12 protein-coding genes are annotated in these 14908 nt (G+C 73.6%); 5 read left to right on the forward strand and 7 right to left on the reverse strand.

What is annotated here, in order from left to right; all coding sequences use genetic code 11:
* Positions 1-8 precede the first annotated feature (8 nt).
* From ACZ68P_RS31050 to ACZ68P_RS31060, 3 genes are all read right to left on the reverse strand, one after another.
* A complete protein-coding gene (locus ACZ68P_RS31050) occupies positions 9-1529 on the reverse strand; it encodes a protein kinase domain-containing protein (RefSeq protein ID WP_471012049.1) in 1521 nt (506 codons plus the stop codon).
* Positions 1526-2068: a hypothetical protein gene (locus ACZ68P_RS31055; RefSeq protein WP_471012051.1), complete on the reverse strand. Its 543-nt coding sequence runs from the start codon at positions 2066-2068 to the stop codon at positions 1526-1528. The genes ACZ68P_RS31050 and ACZ68P_RS31055 overlap by 4 nt, the downstream gene beginning before the upstream one ends.
* Positions 2069-2237: 169 nt before the next feature.
* Positions 2238-4343 carry an N-6 DNA methylase gene (locus ACZ68P_RS31060; RefSeq protein ID WP_471012052.1) on the reverse strand — a complete coding sequence of 702 codons (2106 nt, stop codon included), beginning with the start codon at positions 4341-4343 and terminating at the stop codon, positions 2238-2240.
* Positions 4344-4528: 185 nt separating this feature from the next.
* Between ACZ68P_RS31060 and ACZ68P_RS31065 the strand changes: the two genes are divergently transcribed.
* Both ACZ68P_RS31065 and ACZ68P_RS31070 read left to right on the forward strand, forming a co-directional pair.
* The gene (locus ACZ68P_RS31065) at positions 4529-5311 is read left to right on the forward strand and encodes a DUF4352 domain-containing protein (protein WP_471012054.1); all 783 of its coding nucleotides are present in this window, start codon (positions 4529-4531) and stop codon (positions 5309-5311) included.
* A 131-nt stretch (positions 5312-5442) separates the two neighbouring features.
* Positions 5443-6198 carry a hypothetical protein gene (locus tag ACZ68P_RS31070; protein ID WP_471012056.1) on the forward strand — a complete coding sequence of 252 codons (756 nt, stop codon included), beginning with the start codon at positions 5443-5445 and terminating at the stop codon, positions 6196-6198.
* Between the two features lie 149 nt (positions 6199-6347).
* On the opposite strand, the gene ACZ68P_RS31075 is transcribed toward ACZ68P_RS31070, so the two are convergent.
* Together ACZ68P_RS31075 and ACZ68P_RS31080 are read right to left on the reverse strand one after the other, a co-directional pair.
* Positions 6348-7094: an N-acetyltransferase gene (locus ACZ68P_RS31075; protein ID WP_471012059.1), complete on the reverse strand. Its 747-nt coding sequence runs from the start codon at positions 7092-7094 to the stop codon at positions 6348-6350.
* A 101-nt stretch (positions 7095-7195) separates the two neighbouring features.
* A complete protein-coding gene (locus ACZ68P_RS31080; RefSeq protein WP_471012061.1) occupies positions 7196-7870 on the reverse strand; it encodes an HNH endonuclease family protein in 675 nt (224 codons plus the stop codon).
* A 155-nt stretch (positions 7871-8025) separates the two neighbouring features.
* Between ACZ68P_RS31080 and ACZ68P_RS31085 the strand changes: the two genes are divergently transcribed.
* The gene (locus tag ACZ68P_RS31085) at positions 8026-8229 is read left to right on the forward strand and encodes an antitoxin (RefSeq protein ID WP_471012064.1); all 204 of its coding nucleotides are present in this window, start codon (positions 8026-8028) and stop codon (positions 8227-8229) included.
* A 106-nt stretch (positions 8230-8335) separates the two neighbouring features.
* Here ACZ68P_RS31085 and ACZ68P_RS31090 read toward each other — a convergent pair whose 3' ends face one another.
* The gene (locus ACZ68P_RS31090) at positions 8336-9223 is read right to left on the reverse strand and encodes an SCO6745 family protein (protein WP_471012065.1); all 888 of its coding nucleotides are present in this window, start codon (positions 9221-9223) and stop codon (positions 8336-8338) included.
* A gap of 88 nt (positions 9224-9311) precedes the next feature.
* Here ACZ68P_RS31090 and ACZ68P_RS31095 point away from each other — a divergent pair, with 88 nt between their 5' ends.
* Both ACZ68P_RS31095 and ACZ68P_RS31100 read left to right on the forward strand, forming a co-directional pair.
* The gene (locus tag ACZ68P_RS31095) at positions 9312-9995 is read left to right on the forward strand and encodes a TetR/AcrR family transcriptional regulator (RefSeq protein WP_471012067.1); all 684 of its coding nucleotides are present in this window, start codon (positions 9312-9314) and stop codon (positions 9993-9995) included.
* Positions 9996-10027: 32 nt separating this feature from the next.
* Positions 10028-11320 (forward strand): SGNH/GDSL hydrolase family protein, encoded by a 1293-nt coding sequence (locus tag ACZ68P_RS31100; RefSeq protein WP_471012069.1) that lies wholly within the window; start codon positions 10028-10030, stop codon positions 11318-11320.
* A gap of 46 nt (positions 11321-11366) precedes the next feature.
* Here the strand turns inward: ACZ68P_RS31100 and mfd are convergent, their stop codons facing one another.
* A complete protein-coding gene (gene mfd, locus ACZ68P_RS31105) occupies positions 11367-14900 on the reverse strand; it encodes a transcription-repair coupling factor (protein ID WP_471012072.1) in 3534 nt (1177 codons plus the stop codon).
* Positions 14901-14908 lie beyond the last annotated feature (8 nt).

The following is a 14908-nucleotide window of genomic DNA, read 5'->3' on the forward strand; positions in this document are numbered from 1 at the left end:
ACACACCGTCAGGCGTGCGGTCCCATCTGCTGCTGGCGGGCCAGCGCCCGGCGCAGGTCGGTGGGGACCGCGTGGTACGGGCCGTAGGCGCGCTCGGTGTCGTAGAGCAGGACCTGGAGGTGCTGGTGGGCCGCCGTGTGGTCGCCCATGGCCAGCAGGAGGTTGCCGATCCGGCGGCGGATGTCGAAGGCGCGCGACGGGTCCGTGCCGCCGTCGACGTACGGCAGGAGGGCGCGGTACTCCGCCAGTGCGGACGCGGTCTCGCCGAGCTGTTCCAGACACTGGGCCGCGTCGTAACGGAACTGCAGGGTCTGCGGATCCGCCGGTCCCGCCTCCGCCGTGCGGTCCTCGGCCAGACGGCGCAGCTCCGGCAGGGCACGGCGGTACTGGCCGTCGTCCATCAGCGTCGTGGCGTACTGCTTGCGCAGGATGCGGACGACGGGCGAGTGCTCGCCGTGCTCGGCCGCGGCGGCGGGCAGGATGCCGCCGAGGATGTCGACGGCCTGGGTGATCGACCCTTCGCCGAGCAGCCGCTTGACCTCGTCGACGGCGGCGGCGACGTCCGGGCGGGAGACGGGCGGGGCGACCGGCGGCGCGACCGGGGGCGGAGGCGGGGCGGAGGCGCGGTCGGGCCACGGTGCGTGCGGGCGCAGGAAGGGGCGGGTCGGGTCGAGCGGCCCGGAGGGGATCCCGCGCGCGGGCAGCAGCGGGAGCAGGGCCTCGTACACCTCGTGCGCGTCGGACGGCCGGTGCCGGTGGTCCTTGGCGAGCAGCCGCAGGACGAGCGCCTCCAGGGCCTCGGGCACCTCGGGGCGCAGCCGGCGGACCGGCACCGGCGGCTCGTAGAGGTGCCGGTGCAGCACGCCGAGGGCGGTGGAACCCGCGAACGGCACGTTCCCGCTGAGCAGTTCGTGGAGCAGGACGCCGAGCGCGTACAGGTCGGTGTACGGGCCCACGGCGCCGCCCATCGCCTGTTCGGGCGCCATGTAGGCGGGGCTGCCGATCGGTGAACCGGTGTGGGTGAGGCGGGTCGTGTCGGTGTCCAGGACGGAGGCGACACCGAGGTCGAGGACGGTGACGGTGCCATCGGGGCGCACCATGACGTTCCGGGGCTTGAGGTCGCGGTGGACGATCGGCACCGCGTGCACGGCGGCCAGGACCGCGCACAGCTGCGCGGCGACGGAGACCGCCCAGGGCCACGGATACGGGTCGTGTTCGGCGAGGTGGTCGGAGAGGTCCGCGCCCTCGACGTACTGCATGACCAGGTACAGCTCGTCGCCGTCGCTCCCGGCGTCGTGGACGGTGACCAGGCCGGGGTGGTCGACCTGGGCGGTCACCCGGCATTCGCGGACGAAGCGGCGCCGCATCTCGCCGGCGGCGGTGGCGGCGGCCATGTGGTCGGGGCGCAGGAGCTTGACGGCGACACGGCGGTCGAGCCGCCCGTCGTACGCCGTCCAGACCTGGCCCATGCCGCCCTGGCCGATGATCGTGGACAGTTCGTAACGGCCGCCGATGACGCGTCCGTTCACTTCCCCTCCTCCTTACGGAGGAGGTGGCTCAGCTCGTCCAGCTCGGCACGGACCTGGTCGATGCGGGGGTTGGCCTGCGGCTGAGGCTGCGCCTGGGGCTGGGGCTGGGGCTGGGCTTGCGGCTGGGGCTGGGTCTGGGGCGGCACCGGCGGCTGCGGGTGGACCTGCGGCCGGGGTTGCGGCTGGAGGTACGCGGGCGGGTAGCCGTATCCCGTCCCGTGCTGCGGGACCGTCGTCGCGTACGGCGAGGCCCCCGTCGGCCCCAGGCGGCGCACCTTGTCGTGCCGGATGTCGGCGTAGAGGAAGTACACCGTGAACAGGAGGGCGTTGAGCAGGATCCCGCTCACGACGACGTCCGCCTGCGTCGTCTCGATGTCGTCGGGCATCAGCACCAGGCCGGTGATCACGAGGGCCGCCGAGACCCCGCACAGGATCCAGTCGGACGTACGGCGCGTCACGACCGCGAGCCGCACCATCGTCGCCCAGGTCAGGAACCCGCAGCTGAACAACGGGAGTGCGGCGAAGAGCACACGGAGCACGACGACGGACGTCGGGAGGGCACGCGGAGGTGCCGGGGGCTCATAGCCGGGGCCGTACATTCCTGCTCCTGGTCACCTGGATCGGTTGCGGGTCCGAGCGTATACACCGACAGCGACAACGGCTCCCGGGTTGCACGGAACCGTTGCCGAACCGATCAGGGCGCCGGCCTCAGGGGGCCACCGTGCCGTCCGCGAGCCCGTCGTACAGCCCCTGGACCAGCTGCTCGCCGAGCCGCCCCGCGAGGCGCAGGGCGTCCTCGAACTCGACGAGCGCCCGGAACCGTTCGCCGTACCGCTGCTGCTCGGTGAGCGGCAGGCGCGGGAGCTGGAGGCGGCGGACGTCGAGCCGGGTGGCGGTGGAGGCGTAGCTGCTGGCCTGCCGGTTGTTGGCGGTTCCGCGCAGGAACCCGGCCAGGAACCAGGGGTCGAGGGCGGCCGGGTCGGGGCGCAGCAGCTGGAGGTTGCGGCCGAGGGCGGCTCCGGCGGTGGCGGCGTCGACGACCCGGGCGACGGAGCCGCCGCCGAGGACGGGGACGACGACGTCACCGGCGCGGAGCAGGACGGGTTCGTCGGGCAGGCCGTCGGGGAGGGTGCCGGAGGGGGGCTGGGCGGCGAACACGTCGTGCTCGGTGAGCATCCGGACCGACTGCTCGCGGCCGGCCCCGCCGGGGCCCGCCGGGGCCGGGGTTCCGGCGGTGCCGCCGGCGCCTCCGGCGCGGAGTTCGAGCGCTCCGGCGCGGGCGAGTTCGCCGACGGTGACGCCGGTGGGGCGGGCGGCGGCCGGGTCGGCGGGGGCGGACGGCGGGGGCGGCGGGGCGAGGGCGACGGTGCGGCCGAGGGTCTCGGCGAGCCGGTCGCGGACCCGCGCCAGGTCCGCCGCCCCCCCTGCGGCGGCCGGGGACGGCAGATGGCGGGCGGGGGCCAGGTCGACGTCGTCGTCGAGGAGTTCGATGACGGGCACGGCCCGGCTCGCGCCGGGGGTCGGCTCGACGGTGCCGTCCTGGGCGAACGGCAGCCACGCGTCGAGGACGGCGGTGTGCACGGTCTGCCAGTCGAGCCGGTCGCGGCCAGCCCCGCCCTGCTGGTCGGCGGCGAGGGACGTGGTGTCGACGACGAGGAGCTCCTGGGAGGCCCCGGCCCCGGGGACGGGCTTGCGCAGCACCCAGAGGTGGAGCGGGATGCCGTACGGGGGCGCGGCGCCGGCGGGAAGGGCGACGACGGCCCGTAGGGCGCCCCTGCGCAGCAGGTCGGCGCGGATCCGGCGGCCGGAGCGGCGGGAGGCGGCGGCGGGCGGCATGAGCAGGACGGCCGTGCCGCCGGGGCGGAGGCGGGCCAGTGCGTGCTGGACCCAGGCGAGTTCGGACTCCGTACGGGCCGGGAAGCCGTACTCCCAGCGCGGGTCGTAGGCCAGTTCCTCGTGGCCCCAGTTGCGCTCGTTGAACGGCGGGTGGCACAGCACGGCGTCCGCCGCGAGGTGCGGGAAGGCGTCGGCGCGCAGGCTGTCGCCGGCCCGGACGCGGATGTCGGCGTCGCAGGTCAGGGCCAGGCGCAGGGCGGTCAGGGCGGCCAGGTCCGGGTCGGCGTCCTGGCCGTGGAGGGCGCCGGGGAGCTCGACGGCGCGCAGCAGGGTGCCGGTGCCGGAGGCGGGGTCGAGGACGGTGGCGGGCCCGTCGGTGCCGGTGGCGGCGAGCGCGGCCATCAGGGCGGCCGGGCCGGACGGGGTGAGCGTGTACTGCCGCGGGTTGGCGTCGAGGTGCCGGCCGAGGAGGAACTCGAAGGCCTGGCGGGCCCCGGTCTCGGCGGCGAGGTCGGCGGCCCCGCGCACGAGGGGGACGGAGGGGGCGAGGTCGGCGGCGGTGGGGGTGCGGACGGCCCGTTCGGCGCCGAACCGCTCGGTGAGCGTCTCCTCGAGCGCGACCGCCAGGGTGGCGGCGAGCCGCTCGTCGGGGGCGGCGGCCAGCGTCGGCCACGCCGCGGCGCGGTCGCGCACGAGCAGCAGGACCGCGCCCGCGTGGGCGAGGGCGGTGACGGCGCCCGCGGGGTGTCCGGCGACCTGCTGCCAGACCCGCTCGCGCAGGGGGACCTCGGCGAGCTTCCCCTGGGCGCGCAACCAGCCCTCGACCTCGGCGAGGGCGAAGGAGGGGCTGGTCTCCGTGCCGCCCACGGGGCGCGGGAAGTCGGGGTGGCGACGGCGCCAGTTGCTCACGGCCGCCCGGCCCACCCCCGCGAGCCGGGCGATCCCGGCGGCGGTCACCTCTGTCGCGCGCTCCGGCACTGACCGACTCCCCTCGTAGCCCTGCTGTCGTCGCTGTGGCGCTCGATAGTACCGACGAACGCGAGGCACACCCTTTCACGGCGTGATCCGAGGCAAACCCTGTGAACCGTGTTGACTCGGTTCACAGGCTCTGGTGTTATTGATCCATCACTCCAGCCAGCCGATCGGTCCGGGAGGACACAGTCATGTCGTACGACACCACGCACTTCCACCCCGCGCCGGCGCCGGCCGCCTTCCGCAACGGACTGGGCACCGCGGCCCTGGTCCTCGGCATCATCGGCACCGTCTCCGGGTTGATCCCGTTCCTGTTCTGGCTGGCTGGCATCCTCGGCCTGATCGCCCTGATCCTGGGCCTCGTCGGCAAGGGCCGCGTGACGCGCGGTCAGGCGAACAACAAGGGCGTGACCGTCACGGGCGCCGTCCTGGGCCTCGTGGCCCTGATCCTCTCGGTGGTCGGCGCGGTGATCACGTTCACGGTGGTCAGCGACGCGGTCGACGAGATCGACAAGGCGGTCAAGGACGCCGCGCCGAAGGACCCCACGTCGAAGCAGCCGGGCGCGTCCGGCGGCAAGGCCAAGGCCCTCACGGCCGGCGCCTCCTCGGTCTACGACGACGGACTGAAGATCACGGTCTCGGCGCCCAAGGCGTACTCCCCCAGCGAGTACGCGGTCGGCCACACCGAGGGCAACAAGGCGTACCAGGTCACCGTCGTGATCGAGAACGGCGGCAAGAAGGCGTTCGACTCCACCCTGGCCACGCTGGCCGCCCGCGCGGGCAAGGACGGGGTCACGGCCGAGCAGATCTTCGACGAGAAGGTCGGCAGTGGCTTCGACGGCACGGTCCTGCCCGGCAAGAAGGCCACGGTCACCTTCGCCTTCGACGCCCCGGCCGGCGCCGGGAACCTCACGGTCGAGGTGAGCCCGGGCCTGGAGCACAACGCCTCCCAGTGGGAGCTGAAGCTCGGCTGACCCTCCGAGGCCGGACCCCGGCCCCCGCCCCCTGACCGACGGCCGCCCGGCCCGCTCTCCCGTCCCCGTCCCCGTCCCCGTCCCCGTCCGCACCCTCGTACCGGTCGCACACCATCCCCGGAGAACCCTTCATGTCTGCCACCACCCCCGCCCGCACCCGCCGGACCGCGCTCGCCGCGGCGCTCTGTGCCGCCCTCTCGCTCGGCGCCGCCGCCTGCGGACCGTTCTCCGACGACCCCAAGGCCGCCGGCCCGTTCGGAGAGCTGACCGGTCCGAAGATCGCCGCCAAGGCGATCACCGCCACCAGGACCGCCGACTCCGTCACGCTCGACCTGGCCGTCAAGACGACCGACGGGCCGATGAAGGCGTATCTGTCGGTCGACACCAAGGCCAAGTGCGCCGGCACCCTGACGGTCGGCCCGACGGGCACGGCGGAGCTGGTCAAGGCGGACGACAAGGTCGCCTACCTCCGCTTCGACGAGGCCTTCCTGCGGGAGCAGGCCAAGAGCGAGCCCGCCGAAATCCAGGAGGCCATGCTCAAGGAGCTGAAGGGCCGCTGGGTGAAGACGCCCGTGACGGACCCGGAGGCGAAGGACAGCCTCGAACTCTGCGACCTGAAGGCCCTCCTCGCCGACTTCGAGCAGGGCGTCGACCTCTCCGTGAAGAGCGGTGAGACCACGGTCGGCGGCAGGAAGGCGCTGATGCTGACCCAGGCGTTCGACAAGGAGAAGACGACGCTCTACGTGGCCACGGAGGGCGAACCGCACATCCTGAAGATCGTGACGGCCGGCGGCGAGGAGCCGGGGACGATCACCTTCACCGATTACGGCAAGCCGGTCGTGGCCACGCCTCCGCCGGCCAAGGACGTCCTCGACGACACGAAGTAGGAGTCGGGGAACGGGGGACGCAGGGGTGTGAGGGCCGCCGGAGGGGGACGGCCCTCGCACCCCCGTCGCCGTTCACAGGCGGTGGCGTGCACACCGGCCGCCGTTCACAGCCGTCGCCGTGCACGGCCGGTGGCCGCGCCGTCGCCGTTTCACAGGCGGTGGCGGACCCAGACGTTCGGCTCGACGTAGACGGCGTAGCCACGCGAGACGTCGCAGTGCACCGGCTCCAGAGCGCCCTCGACCTCGACCGGGCCGTCGGTGTCGAAGGGCAGACCGGTCCACTTGCGCCAGTCCTCCAGGGCGGCGGCGATCGTCATCGAGACCGGGGCGACGGCCTCCACCGTGCCGCCCGCCCGGACGTGCACCCGCAGCCAGGGGTCGTGGGGCAGACCGTCCTCCTCGCGGGTGCGGAAGGCGTACTCGCTCATGGGCGTGCCGGCCTCCAGGTGCTTGCCGTTGGGCCGCACCGGCGCGACGAGTTCGGTGAAGCCGTGGCGCTTGGCGTTGTCCCGCAGCGCGGCCAGCATCCTGGCCGAGATCCCCCGCCCCAGCATGCCGGTGGCGACGGTGACCTCGATGGCGCTGACGGTGTCGGGGATCCGTCCGTGCCGCCTGTCGGAGAAGGCCCACAGCAGCACCTGGTCCCAGCCGGTGGCGGGCAGGTCTCCGCGGCCCTCGGCCCGCAGCTGGAACGGGACGCTGAAGGCGCGCGCGACGACCTTGCCGTCGGGGTCGGTGGCGACGAGGACGTACTCCGGCAGTTCGGCGACGATCCGGCCGATGTTGGCCCAGCCGATCGGGTCGTGGAGCATGAACTCCGGCCACAGGTCGAGCATCTGCCACATCGGCCCCTGGAGTTCGGGGCGTTCGGCGAGGGTCGTGATGTTCAGCTCCATCCGGGCAGGCTAACCACCTCCCCCACGGGCCCCAACCGGTTTTCGCGGCCCCCACCCGAACCTCCGGCCGCCGCGACCCCGGCGAGACCGTACGAACACCGCTAGGGAAGCCTCTGCTGGGGGCAGGTGGCGAGGACCCGCTTCATGGCGTCCCGTTCGGCGCCGGTGACCCACACCCCGTACTTCCTCTTCACCGCGACCTGCCCGGCCACGTAGACGCAGCGGTACGCCTTGTTCGCCGGCAGCCAGGTGGCGGCGTCGCCGTCGGACTTGCGGCGGTTGGCGCCGGAGTCGACGGCGAGGAGGTTGAGCGGGTCGTTGGCGAAGCGGCGGCGCTTCTCCGCGTCCCACTTCTGCGCGCCCTTCTGCCAGGCGTCGGAGAGGGCCACGAGATGGTCTATGTCGACCTTGCTGCGGCCCCTGACGTAGTCGACGCGGCCGCCGGTGTAGGGGTCGTCGGCGAGGACCCCGGAGGCGACCTTGCAGCGCCCGTCCGTGAAGCGGACGTCGGTGAGGTCGCGCTTGAGGATGTCGTCGCGGGTGCCGCAGCCGTTCCCGTCGACGTCGGCCCAGGCACGGCCGAACTTCTCCCGGTCGTAGCCGGTTTTGGGGGCGCGGCCCTTGACGGTGAGGGCGTCCACGGCGGCGAGCGCGGATCCGGCCCTCCCGGGGGCGCCTTCGGCGGGCGGGCCGTCCGGCGGCGTCGTGCAGCCGGAGGCGACGAGGGCGGCGGTGGCGAGGGCGGCGAGGGGCGGGATCCCGCGGTAGCTGGGCACGCGGGGATCCTAGTGAGGCACCCCCCGGGTGCCGCCAGAGAGCGGCGGGGCCTCGCGGGAATCGATGGTCCGGGCGATTCTCCGGCGTGCGGAGACGGCGGAGGGCGCGTAGCGTCGAATGCGCTGTATGTCCCCTTCCGAAGGAGTCTGGACGCATGGGGATCATGGACAAGCTCAAAGAGATGATGGGCCAGCACCCGGACAAGACCCAGCAGGCGGTCGATCGCGCCGGGGACATGGTCGACAAGAAGACCGGCAACAAGTACGTCGATCAGGTCGACCAGGCACAACGGCACGTCGGCGACCGGTTCGGCGCGAAGGACAGGGGGCAGGAACCGCCTCCGCCTCCGCCGACCTGACGGGCGTGACCCGGCGGCTTCGGCCCTCACACACCTGCGGCCGTGGAGTGCCCACGCACTCCACGGCCGTCGTGCGTCCCCGGCCGCGCCCGCCGCGCGGCGGGCCTCAGATCCTGCCGATGCCGAGGGTGTTCTCGGCGGGCAGCAGTCCCGAGCCGAGCACCGACAGCCAGGGTCCGCCCAGGAGTTCGGCGAGCCGGGCGGTCCCGTCCGGGCCGAGCGCGTCCCAGGGGGCGGCGGCCAGGCGGTCCGTCCGCAGCTCCACCTCCGCGCGCAGGGCGCGGCCGGCCTCGGTGGCCGTGCCGTCGGCGGCGAGCAGGCCGCGTGCGGCGAGGCGGTCCCTGGCGGCGTTCCATTCGGTCTCGCTCCAGCCGCGGCTCTCGAAGGTCTTCTCCGAGGCCGCGCCGACCGCCGCGAAGGAGACCAGCGACTCCGCCGGGTCGAGCCCGGCGGCCAGGAGGGCGACGAGGTGCCCGTCGCCCCGGTGTTCGCGCAGGATCGTCGCGGCCTGCCAGAGGGTCAAGTGCGGGTCGGCCGGCCAGGGCAGCGCGGCGTTGGCGGCGGCGAGCGGACGGCCGGCCGTCGTGGCGGCCTCGGCCGCCCGGCGGGCGAGTGCGGCGGCCTCGGCGACGCCGGGGCTCGCGACGGTGTCCTCGCCGAGGACACTCCGGTAGGCGCGGTCGACCGCCCGCACCCGGGCGGCGAGCACCTCCTCGGGCGCGGCCGTGCGCCAGATCGCCGGGACGTACCGGCCGACCATGTCGGGGCTGAAGCCGTAGAAGGCGGAGGCGACCCGCTCCGGGCCCGCGGGGCCGAGCGGCGCGGCACGCCAGGCGAAGTAGGCCGGCCAGCGCTCGCCGATGTCGTGGCCGAGGCGGGCGGCCTCGTCGAACGCCTCGGGGGCGTAGTACAGCAGGGCGTGCAGCGGTTCGATCAGGTGCCACATCTGCCGTACGCGCCCGGGCTCCACACCTGTCCCCGTGTCCACGGTCATGGCTTCCTCCCTGGGTATCTTGTCACTGTCCAGATTCCTCCGGGCGCCCGAACCTGTCAATGCCTAGATGCGGCGTAGGATGGTGGTCATGACGAGTCGGCGCAGCTACCACCACGGCGACCTGCGGCAGGCCGTCCTGACCGCCGCGCTCGACGTCATCGCCGGCGACGGCCCGGCGGCGTTGAGCCTGCGCGACCTGGCCCGCCGCGCGGGGGTCTCCCACGCGGCGCCCGCCCACCACTTCAAGGACCGCACGGGCCTGTTGACGGCGATCGCCGCCGAGGGCTTCGGCCTGCTGGCCGACGCCCTCGCCGACGCGCCCGACCTGCGCGAACGGGGGGTCGCCTACGTCCGCTTCGCCGTCGGCCACCCCGCCCACTTCCAGGTGATGTTCCAGCCCGACCTCCTGCGCGGCGACGACCCGGGCCTCCTGGCCGCCAGGGAGCGCGCCTCGGCCGAACTCCGCGCGGGCATCGACTCCCTGGGCTCCACGACCGGGCCCACGACCGAATCCGCGGCCGCCTCCACGGCCGGCTCCGCCGCGGATCCCCGCACGGCGGGCATCGCCGCCTGGTCCCTGGCCCACGGCTTCGCCACGCTGCTCCTGACCCGCAACCTGGACGCCGGGAACACCGCGGGTGGTGCGCGCGTCGGACACGACGGGCACACCGAAGCGAGCGGGGAGGACGGCGGGAGCAGGGCCGAGGGCGGACCGTTGGGCGACCGGAACCCCGAGGAGTTCTTCCGCGCGCTCGCCGGGCTGCTCTTCTGAACTTCTCGGAACGTGAACGACGGGCGAGATCCATGACCTCCAAGACTCCCTCCTGGCGTGCGGCCGCCGCACTGCTCGCCGTCGCGGCCCTCGGCGCGCTGCCGCTCGTCGGCCCGTCCGTGTCCACGGAGTCGTCGAGCGGGTCCGCGCCCCCGGCGAAGACCGGCCGGACCGGCTGGCACGGCGCCTGGGCCGCCTCCCCGCAGGCACCGGCCGAGCCCTTCGGCCCGAACTGGTCCCTGCGGGGGTTCGCCGACCAGACCGTCCGACAGGTCGTCAGGGTCGGCGTCGGCGGCACCCGGGCCCGCATCGAACTCTCCAACCGGTACGGCAGGACACCGCTCCGGATCACCGGCGCGACGATCGCCCGCACGGACAAGGGCGCTTCCGTGTCCGCCGGTTCGGTGCGGCGGCTCTCCTTCGGCACGGAGCCGTCCGTCACCGTGCCGGTCGGCGGGACGGTCGCCAGCGACGGGGTGCCGTTCACGGTCGGGGCCCTGGAGGCGGTGACCGTCACGCTCTACCTGGCCGGGCCGACCGGCCCCGCCACGTTCCACACCATCGCCTCCGCCACCAGCTACCGCGCGGACGGCGACCACAGCCTCGACGCCACCGGTGCGGAGTTCCGGGAGACGAGTGGGTCGTGGTACTTCCTCACCGGGGTCGAGGTGAGCGGCGGCCCGTCCGGCCGGCGGGACGGCATCGTCGCCTTCGGCGACTCGATCACCGACGGGGTCGGCTCGGGCGTCGACAGGAACGACCGCTACCCCGACGAACTGGCGGAACGCCTCGCCGCCGCCGGGCGGCCGCGCAGCGTCCTCAACCACGGCATCGGCGGCAACCAGCTCACCCGCGACAAGGCCTGGGCCGGCGAGAAGGGCGTCCACCGCTTCGCCCTGGACGCCCTGACGGAGCCGAACGTCGGCACGGTCGTCGTCCTCGAAGGCATCAACGACATCGGCGCCGACAGTCGGGGGACCGCGGACGACCCCACCGCCGAGGTGTCGGTGGACCAGCTCGTCGCCGGCCACCGCGAGCTGATACGCCAGGCGCGCGCCCGGGGGCTCAGGGTGATCGGCGCGACCCTCACCCCGATCAAGGGCTCCCGCTACGACAGCCCGGAGAACGAGGCCCAGCGGGACGAGTTCAACCGATGGGTGCGCACGTCGGGCGCGTACGACGCCGTGGTCGACTTCGACCGCGCCCTCTCCGACCCGGCGGACCCCGACCGACTGCTGCCGGTCTACGACTCGGGCGACCATCTGCACCCGAGCGCCGGCGGCTACCGGGCCATGGCCGAGGCGATCGACCTCGACGTCCTCTGACCCGCCGCGCCGGCCGCGTGGGGCGACCGGTGTGGAAGGAGACCCCCTACGAGCCGAGGATCGTGGTCAGGAACTCCCCCGTCCACGACAGCAGTTCGCGCCCCACGACCGGCTTCCCGCCGATCTTCCCGCTCGTCGGACGCGGGACCAGGATCTGGTGGACCGCCGGCTTGATGACCGTGCGCGGGTGCAGCCGCTTGAGCCGCAGCTCCTGCGACTCGCGCAGCTCCACCGGCGCGAAGCGGATGTTCGGGCCCTGAAGGACGATCTCGCCCACCCCGCAGGCGCGGGCCAGCATGCGCAGCCCCGCCACGAGGAGCAGGTTCTCGACCGGCTCCGGCAGCTTGCCGTAGCGGTCCGTCAGCTCCTCCCGTACCGCCTTGATGTCCTCCTCGGAGTTCGCCGAGGCGATGGCCCGGTACGCCTGCAGGCGCAGGCGCTCGCCGGGGGCGTACTCGTGCGGCACGTGGGCGTCGACCGGCAGCTCGATCTTGACCTCCAGCGGCGGCTCCTCCTCCACCCCGCCGTCCAGGGAGGCGCGGTAGTCCGCGACCGCCTCGCCGACCATCCGTACGTACAGGTCGAAACCGACGCCCGCGATGTGACCGGACTGCTCACCGCCGAGGAGGTTGCCCGCGCCGCGGATCTCCAGGTCCTTCATGGCCACGTACATGCCCGCGCCCATCTCGGTGTGCTGGGCGATCGTCGCCAGCCGCTCGTGCGCGGTCTCGGTCAGCGGCTTCTCCGGCGGGTACAGGAAGTAGGCGTAGCCCCGCTCCCGGCCGCGCCCGACACGGCCGCGCAACTGGTGCAGCTGCGACAGGCCGAAGTTGTCGCCGCGCTCCACGATCAGGGTGTTCGCGTTGGAGATGTCGATGCCGGACTCGACGATCGTCGTGGAGACCAGCACGTCGAACTTCTTCTCCCAGAAGTCGACGACCACCTGCTCCAGGGCGCCCTCGCTCATCTGCCCGTGCGCGGTGGCGATCCGCGCCTCCGGGACGATGTCGCGCAGCCGGGCGGCGGCCCGGTCGATCGACTCCACCCGGTTGTGGATGTAGAAGACCTGGCCCTCGCGCAGCAGCTCGCGGCGGATCGCCGCGCCGATCTGCCTCTCCTCGTACGGGCCGACGAAGGTGAGGACCGGATGGCGCTCCTCCGGCGGGGTCGTGATCGTCGACATCTCGCGGATGCCGGTCACCGCCATCTCCAGCGTCCGGGGGATGGGGGTGGCCGACATCGTCAGCACGTCGACGTTGGCCCGCAGCTTCTTCAGCTGCTCCTTGTGTTCGACGCCGAAGCGCTGCTCCTCGTCGACGATGACCAGACCGAGGTCCTTGAACTTCGTCTCCGACGAGAACAGCCGGTGCGTACCGATGACGATGTCGACCGAACCGTCCCGGAGCCCCTCCAGCGTCGCCTTCGACTCGGTCTCCGTCTGGAAGCGGCTGAGGGCCCGGGTGACCACGGGGAACTGCGAGTACCGCTCCGTGAACGTGCCGAAGTGCTGCTGCACGAGCAGGGTCGTCGGGACGAGTACGGCGACCTGCTTGCCGTCCTGCACCGCCTTGAAGGCCGCGCGCACCGCGATCTCCGTCTTGCCGTAGCCGACGTCGCCGCAGATCAGACGGTCCATCGGGACCGTCTTCTCCATGTCCTCCTTCACCTCGGCGATCGTGGACAGCTGGTCGGGCGTCTCCACGTACGGGAAGGCGTCCTCCAGCTCGCGCTGCCAGGGGGTGTCGGGGCCGAAGGCGTGACCCGGCGCGGCCATCCGGGCGCTGTACAGCTTGATCAGGTCGGCGGCGATCTCCTTGACCGCCTTCTTGGCGCGCGCCTTGGTCTTCGTCCAGTCCGCGCCGCCGAGCCGGTGCAGGGTCGGCGCCTCGCCGCCCACGTACTTGGTGACCTGCTCCAGCTGGTCGGTGGGGATGTACAGCCGGTCGCCGGGCTGGCCGCGCTTGGCGGGGGCGTACTCGACGAGGAGGTACTCGCGGGTGGCGCCCTGGACGGTCCGCTGGACCATCTCGATGTACCGGCCGACGCCGTGCTGCTCGTGCACGATGTAGTCGCCGACCTCCAGGGTCAGCGGGTCGATGGTCTTGCGGCGCTTGGCCGGCATCCGCTGGCCGTCCTTGCCGGCCGCCTTCTGCCCGGACAGGTCGGTCTCGGTCAGGACGGCCAGCTTGAGCACCGGGTCGACGAAGCCGAAGTCGATCGAACCGCAGGCCACGTGGACGACCGCGGGGGAGATCTCGGTCAGGTCGGAGTCCAGACGGGCCGCGATGCCCTCACCGCCGAGGACCTCGACCGTGCGGGCCGCCGGGCCGTGCGCCTCCGTGACGAACACCGTGCGCCAGCCGTCGGCCAGCCAGCCCTTGGTGTCGGCGAGCGCGCGGGCGGTGTCGCCGCGGTACGACTCCGGGGCGCGCATCCCCAGCTTGACCGTGTCGGCGTCCAGGTCGGCGTCGTCCGCGGCGAACGGCGAGACCGACCACCACATCATGCCCAGCTCGCGCGCCCGGTCGCGTACGTCCGCGATGCCCCACAGGGAGGCGGCGCCGACGTCGATCGGGGCCTCGCCGCCGCCGGCGGTGGCCGCCCAGGACGCCTGCAGGAACTCCTGGGAGGTCGCCACCAGGTCCGCCGCCCGGGTGCGGACCCTCTCGGGGTCGCAGACCACGGCCATGGAGCCCTTCGGCAGCACGTCGAGCAGCAGCTCCATCTCGTCGACCAGGACCGGGGCCAGGGACTCCATGCCCTCGACGGCGATGCCCTCGGCGATCTTCCCGAGCAGCTCGCCCAGCTCCGGATGGGCCTCGGCCAGGGCCGCGGCGCGCCGCTTCACCTCGTCGGTCAGCAGCAGCTCGCGGCAGGGAGGCGCCCACAGGCCGTGCTCGGCCACCTCGAGGGAGCGCTGGTCGGCGACCTTGAAGTAACGGATCTCCTCGATGTCGTCGCCCCAGAACTCGACCCGGAGCGGGTGTTCCTCGGTCGGCGGGAAGACGTCCAGGATGCCGCCGCGCACGGCGAACTCGCCGCGCTTCTCGACCAGCTCCACCCGGGAGTACGCGGCGGCCGCCAGGCCCTCCACGACCTCGTTCAGGTCCGCCGTCCGCCCGGTCCGCAGCGCCACCGGCTCCAGGTCCCCGAGGCCCTTGACCTGGGGCTGGAGCACGGAGCGCACGGGGGCGACAACGACGGAGACCGGCCCGGCGGACGGATCGTCCGCCGAGGGGTGGGCGAGGCGGCGCAGCACCGCGAGGCGCCGGCCGACGGTGTCGGAGCGGGGCGACAGCCGCTCGTGCGGCAGCGTCTCCCAGGAGGGGTACTCGACGACCGTGTCCGGATCGATGAGGGTGCGCAGCGCCGCCGCCAGGTCCTCGGCCTCGCGGCCGGTGGCGGTGACGGCCAGCACGGGCCGTCCGGCCTGGCGGGCGAGGGCGGCCACGGCGAAGGGGCGCGCGGCCGGGGGGCCGACCAGGTCCACGTGCATGCGGTTGCCGTCGGCCGCGGCCGTGACCGCTTCGGAGAGGGCCGCGTCCTTGACGACGACGTCGAGCAGACCGTGCAGACTCATGGACTTCC

This window comes from Streptomyces sp. NPDC036822, assembly GCF_055609145.1.

Coding starts and splice junctions, on each gene's coding strand:
- ACZ68P_RS31065 (WP_471012054.1), top strand. CDS start 4,529: ATGTCGTACGACACCACGCACTTCCACCCCGCGCCGGCGCCGGCCGCC.
- ACZ68P_RS31070 (WP_471012056.1), top strand. CDS start 5,443: ATGTCTGCCACCACCCCCGCCCGCACCCGCCGGACCGCGCTCGCCGCG.
- ACZ68P_RS31075 (WP_471012059.1), bottom strand. CDS start 7,094: ATGGAGCTGAACATCACGACCCTCGCCGAACGCCCCGAACTCCAGGGG.
- ACZ68P_RS31085 (WP_471012064.1), top strand. CDS start 8,026: ATGGGGATCATGGACAAGCTCAAAGAGATGATGGGCCAGCACCCGGAC.
- ACZ68P_RS31090 (WP_471012065.1), bottom strand. CDS start 9,223: ATGACCGTGGACACGGGGACAGGTGTGGAGCCCGGGCGCGTACGGCAG.
- ACZ68P_RS31095 (WP_471012067.1), top strand. CDS start 9,312: ATGACGAGTCGGCGCAGCTACCACCACGGCGACCTGCGGCAGGCCGTC.
- ACZ68P_RS31100 (WP_471012069.1), top strand. CDS start 10,028: ATGACCTCCAAGACTCCCTCCTGGCGTGCGGCCGCCGCACTGCTCGCC.
- mfd (WP_471012072.1), bottom strand. CDS start 14,900: ATGAGTCTGCACGGTCTGCTCGACGTCGTCGTCAAGGACGCGGCCCTC.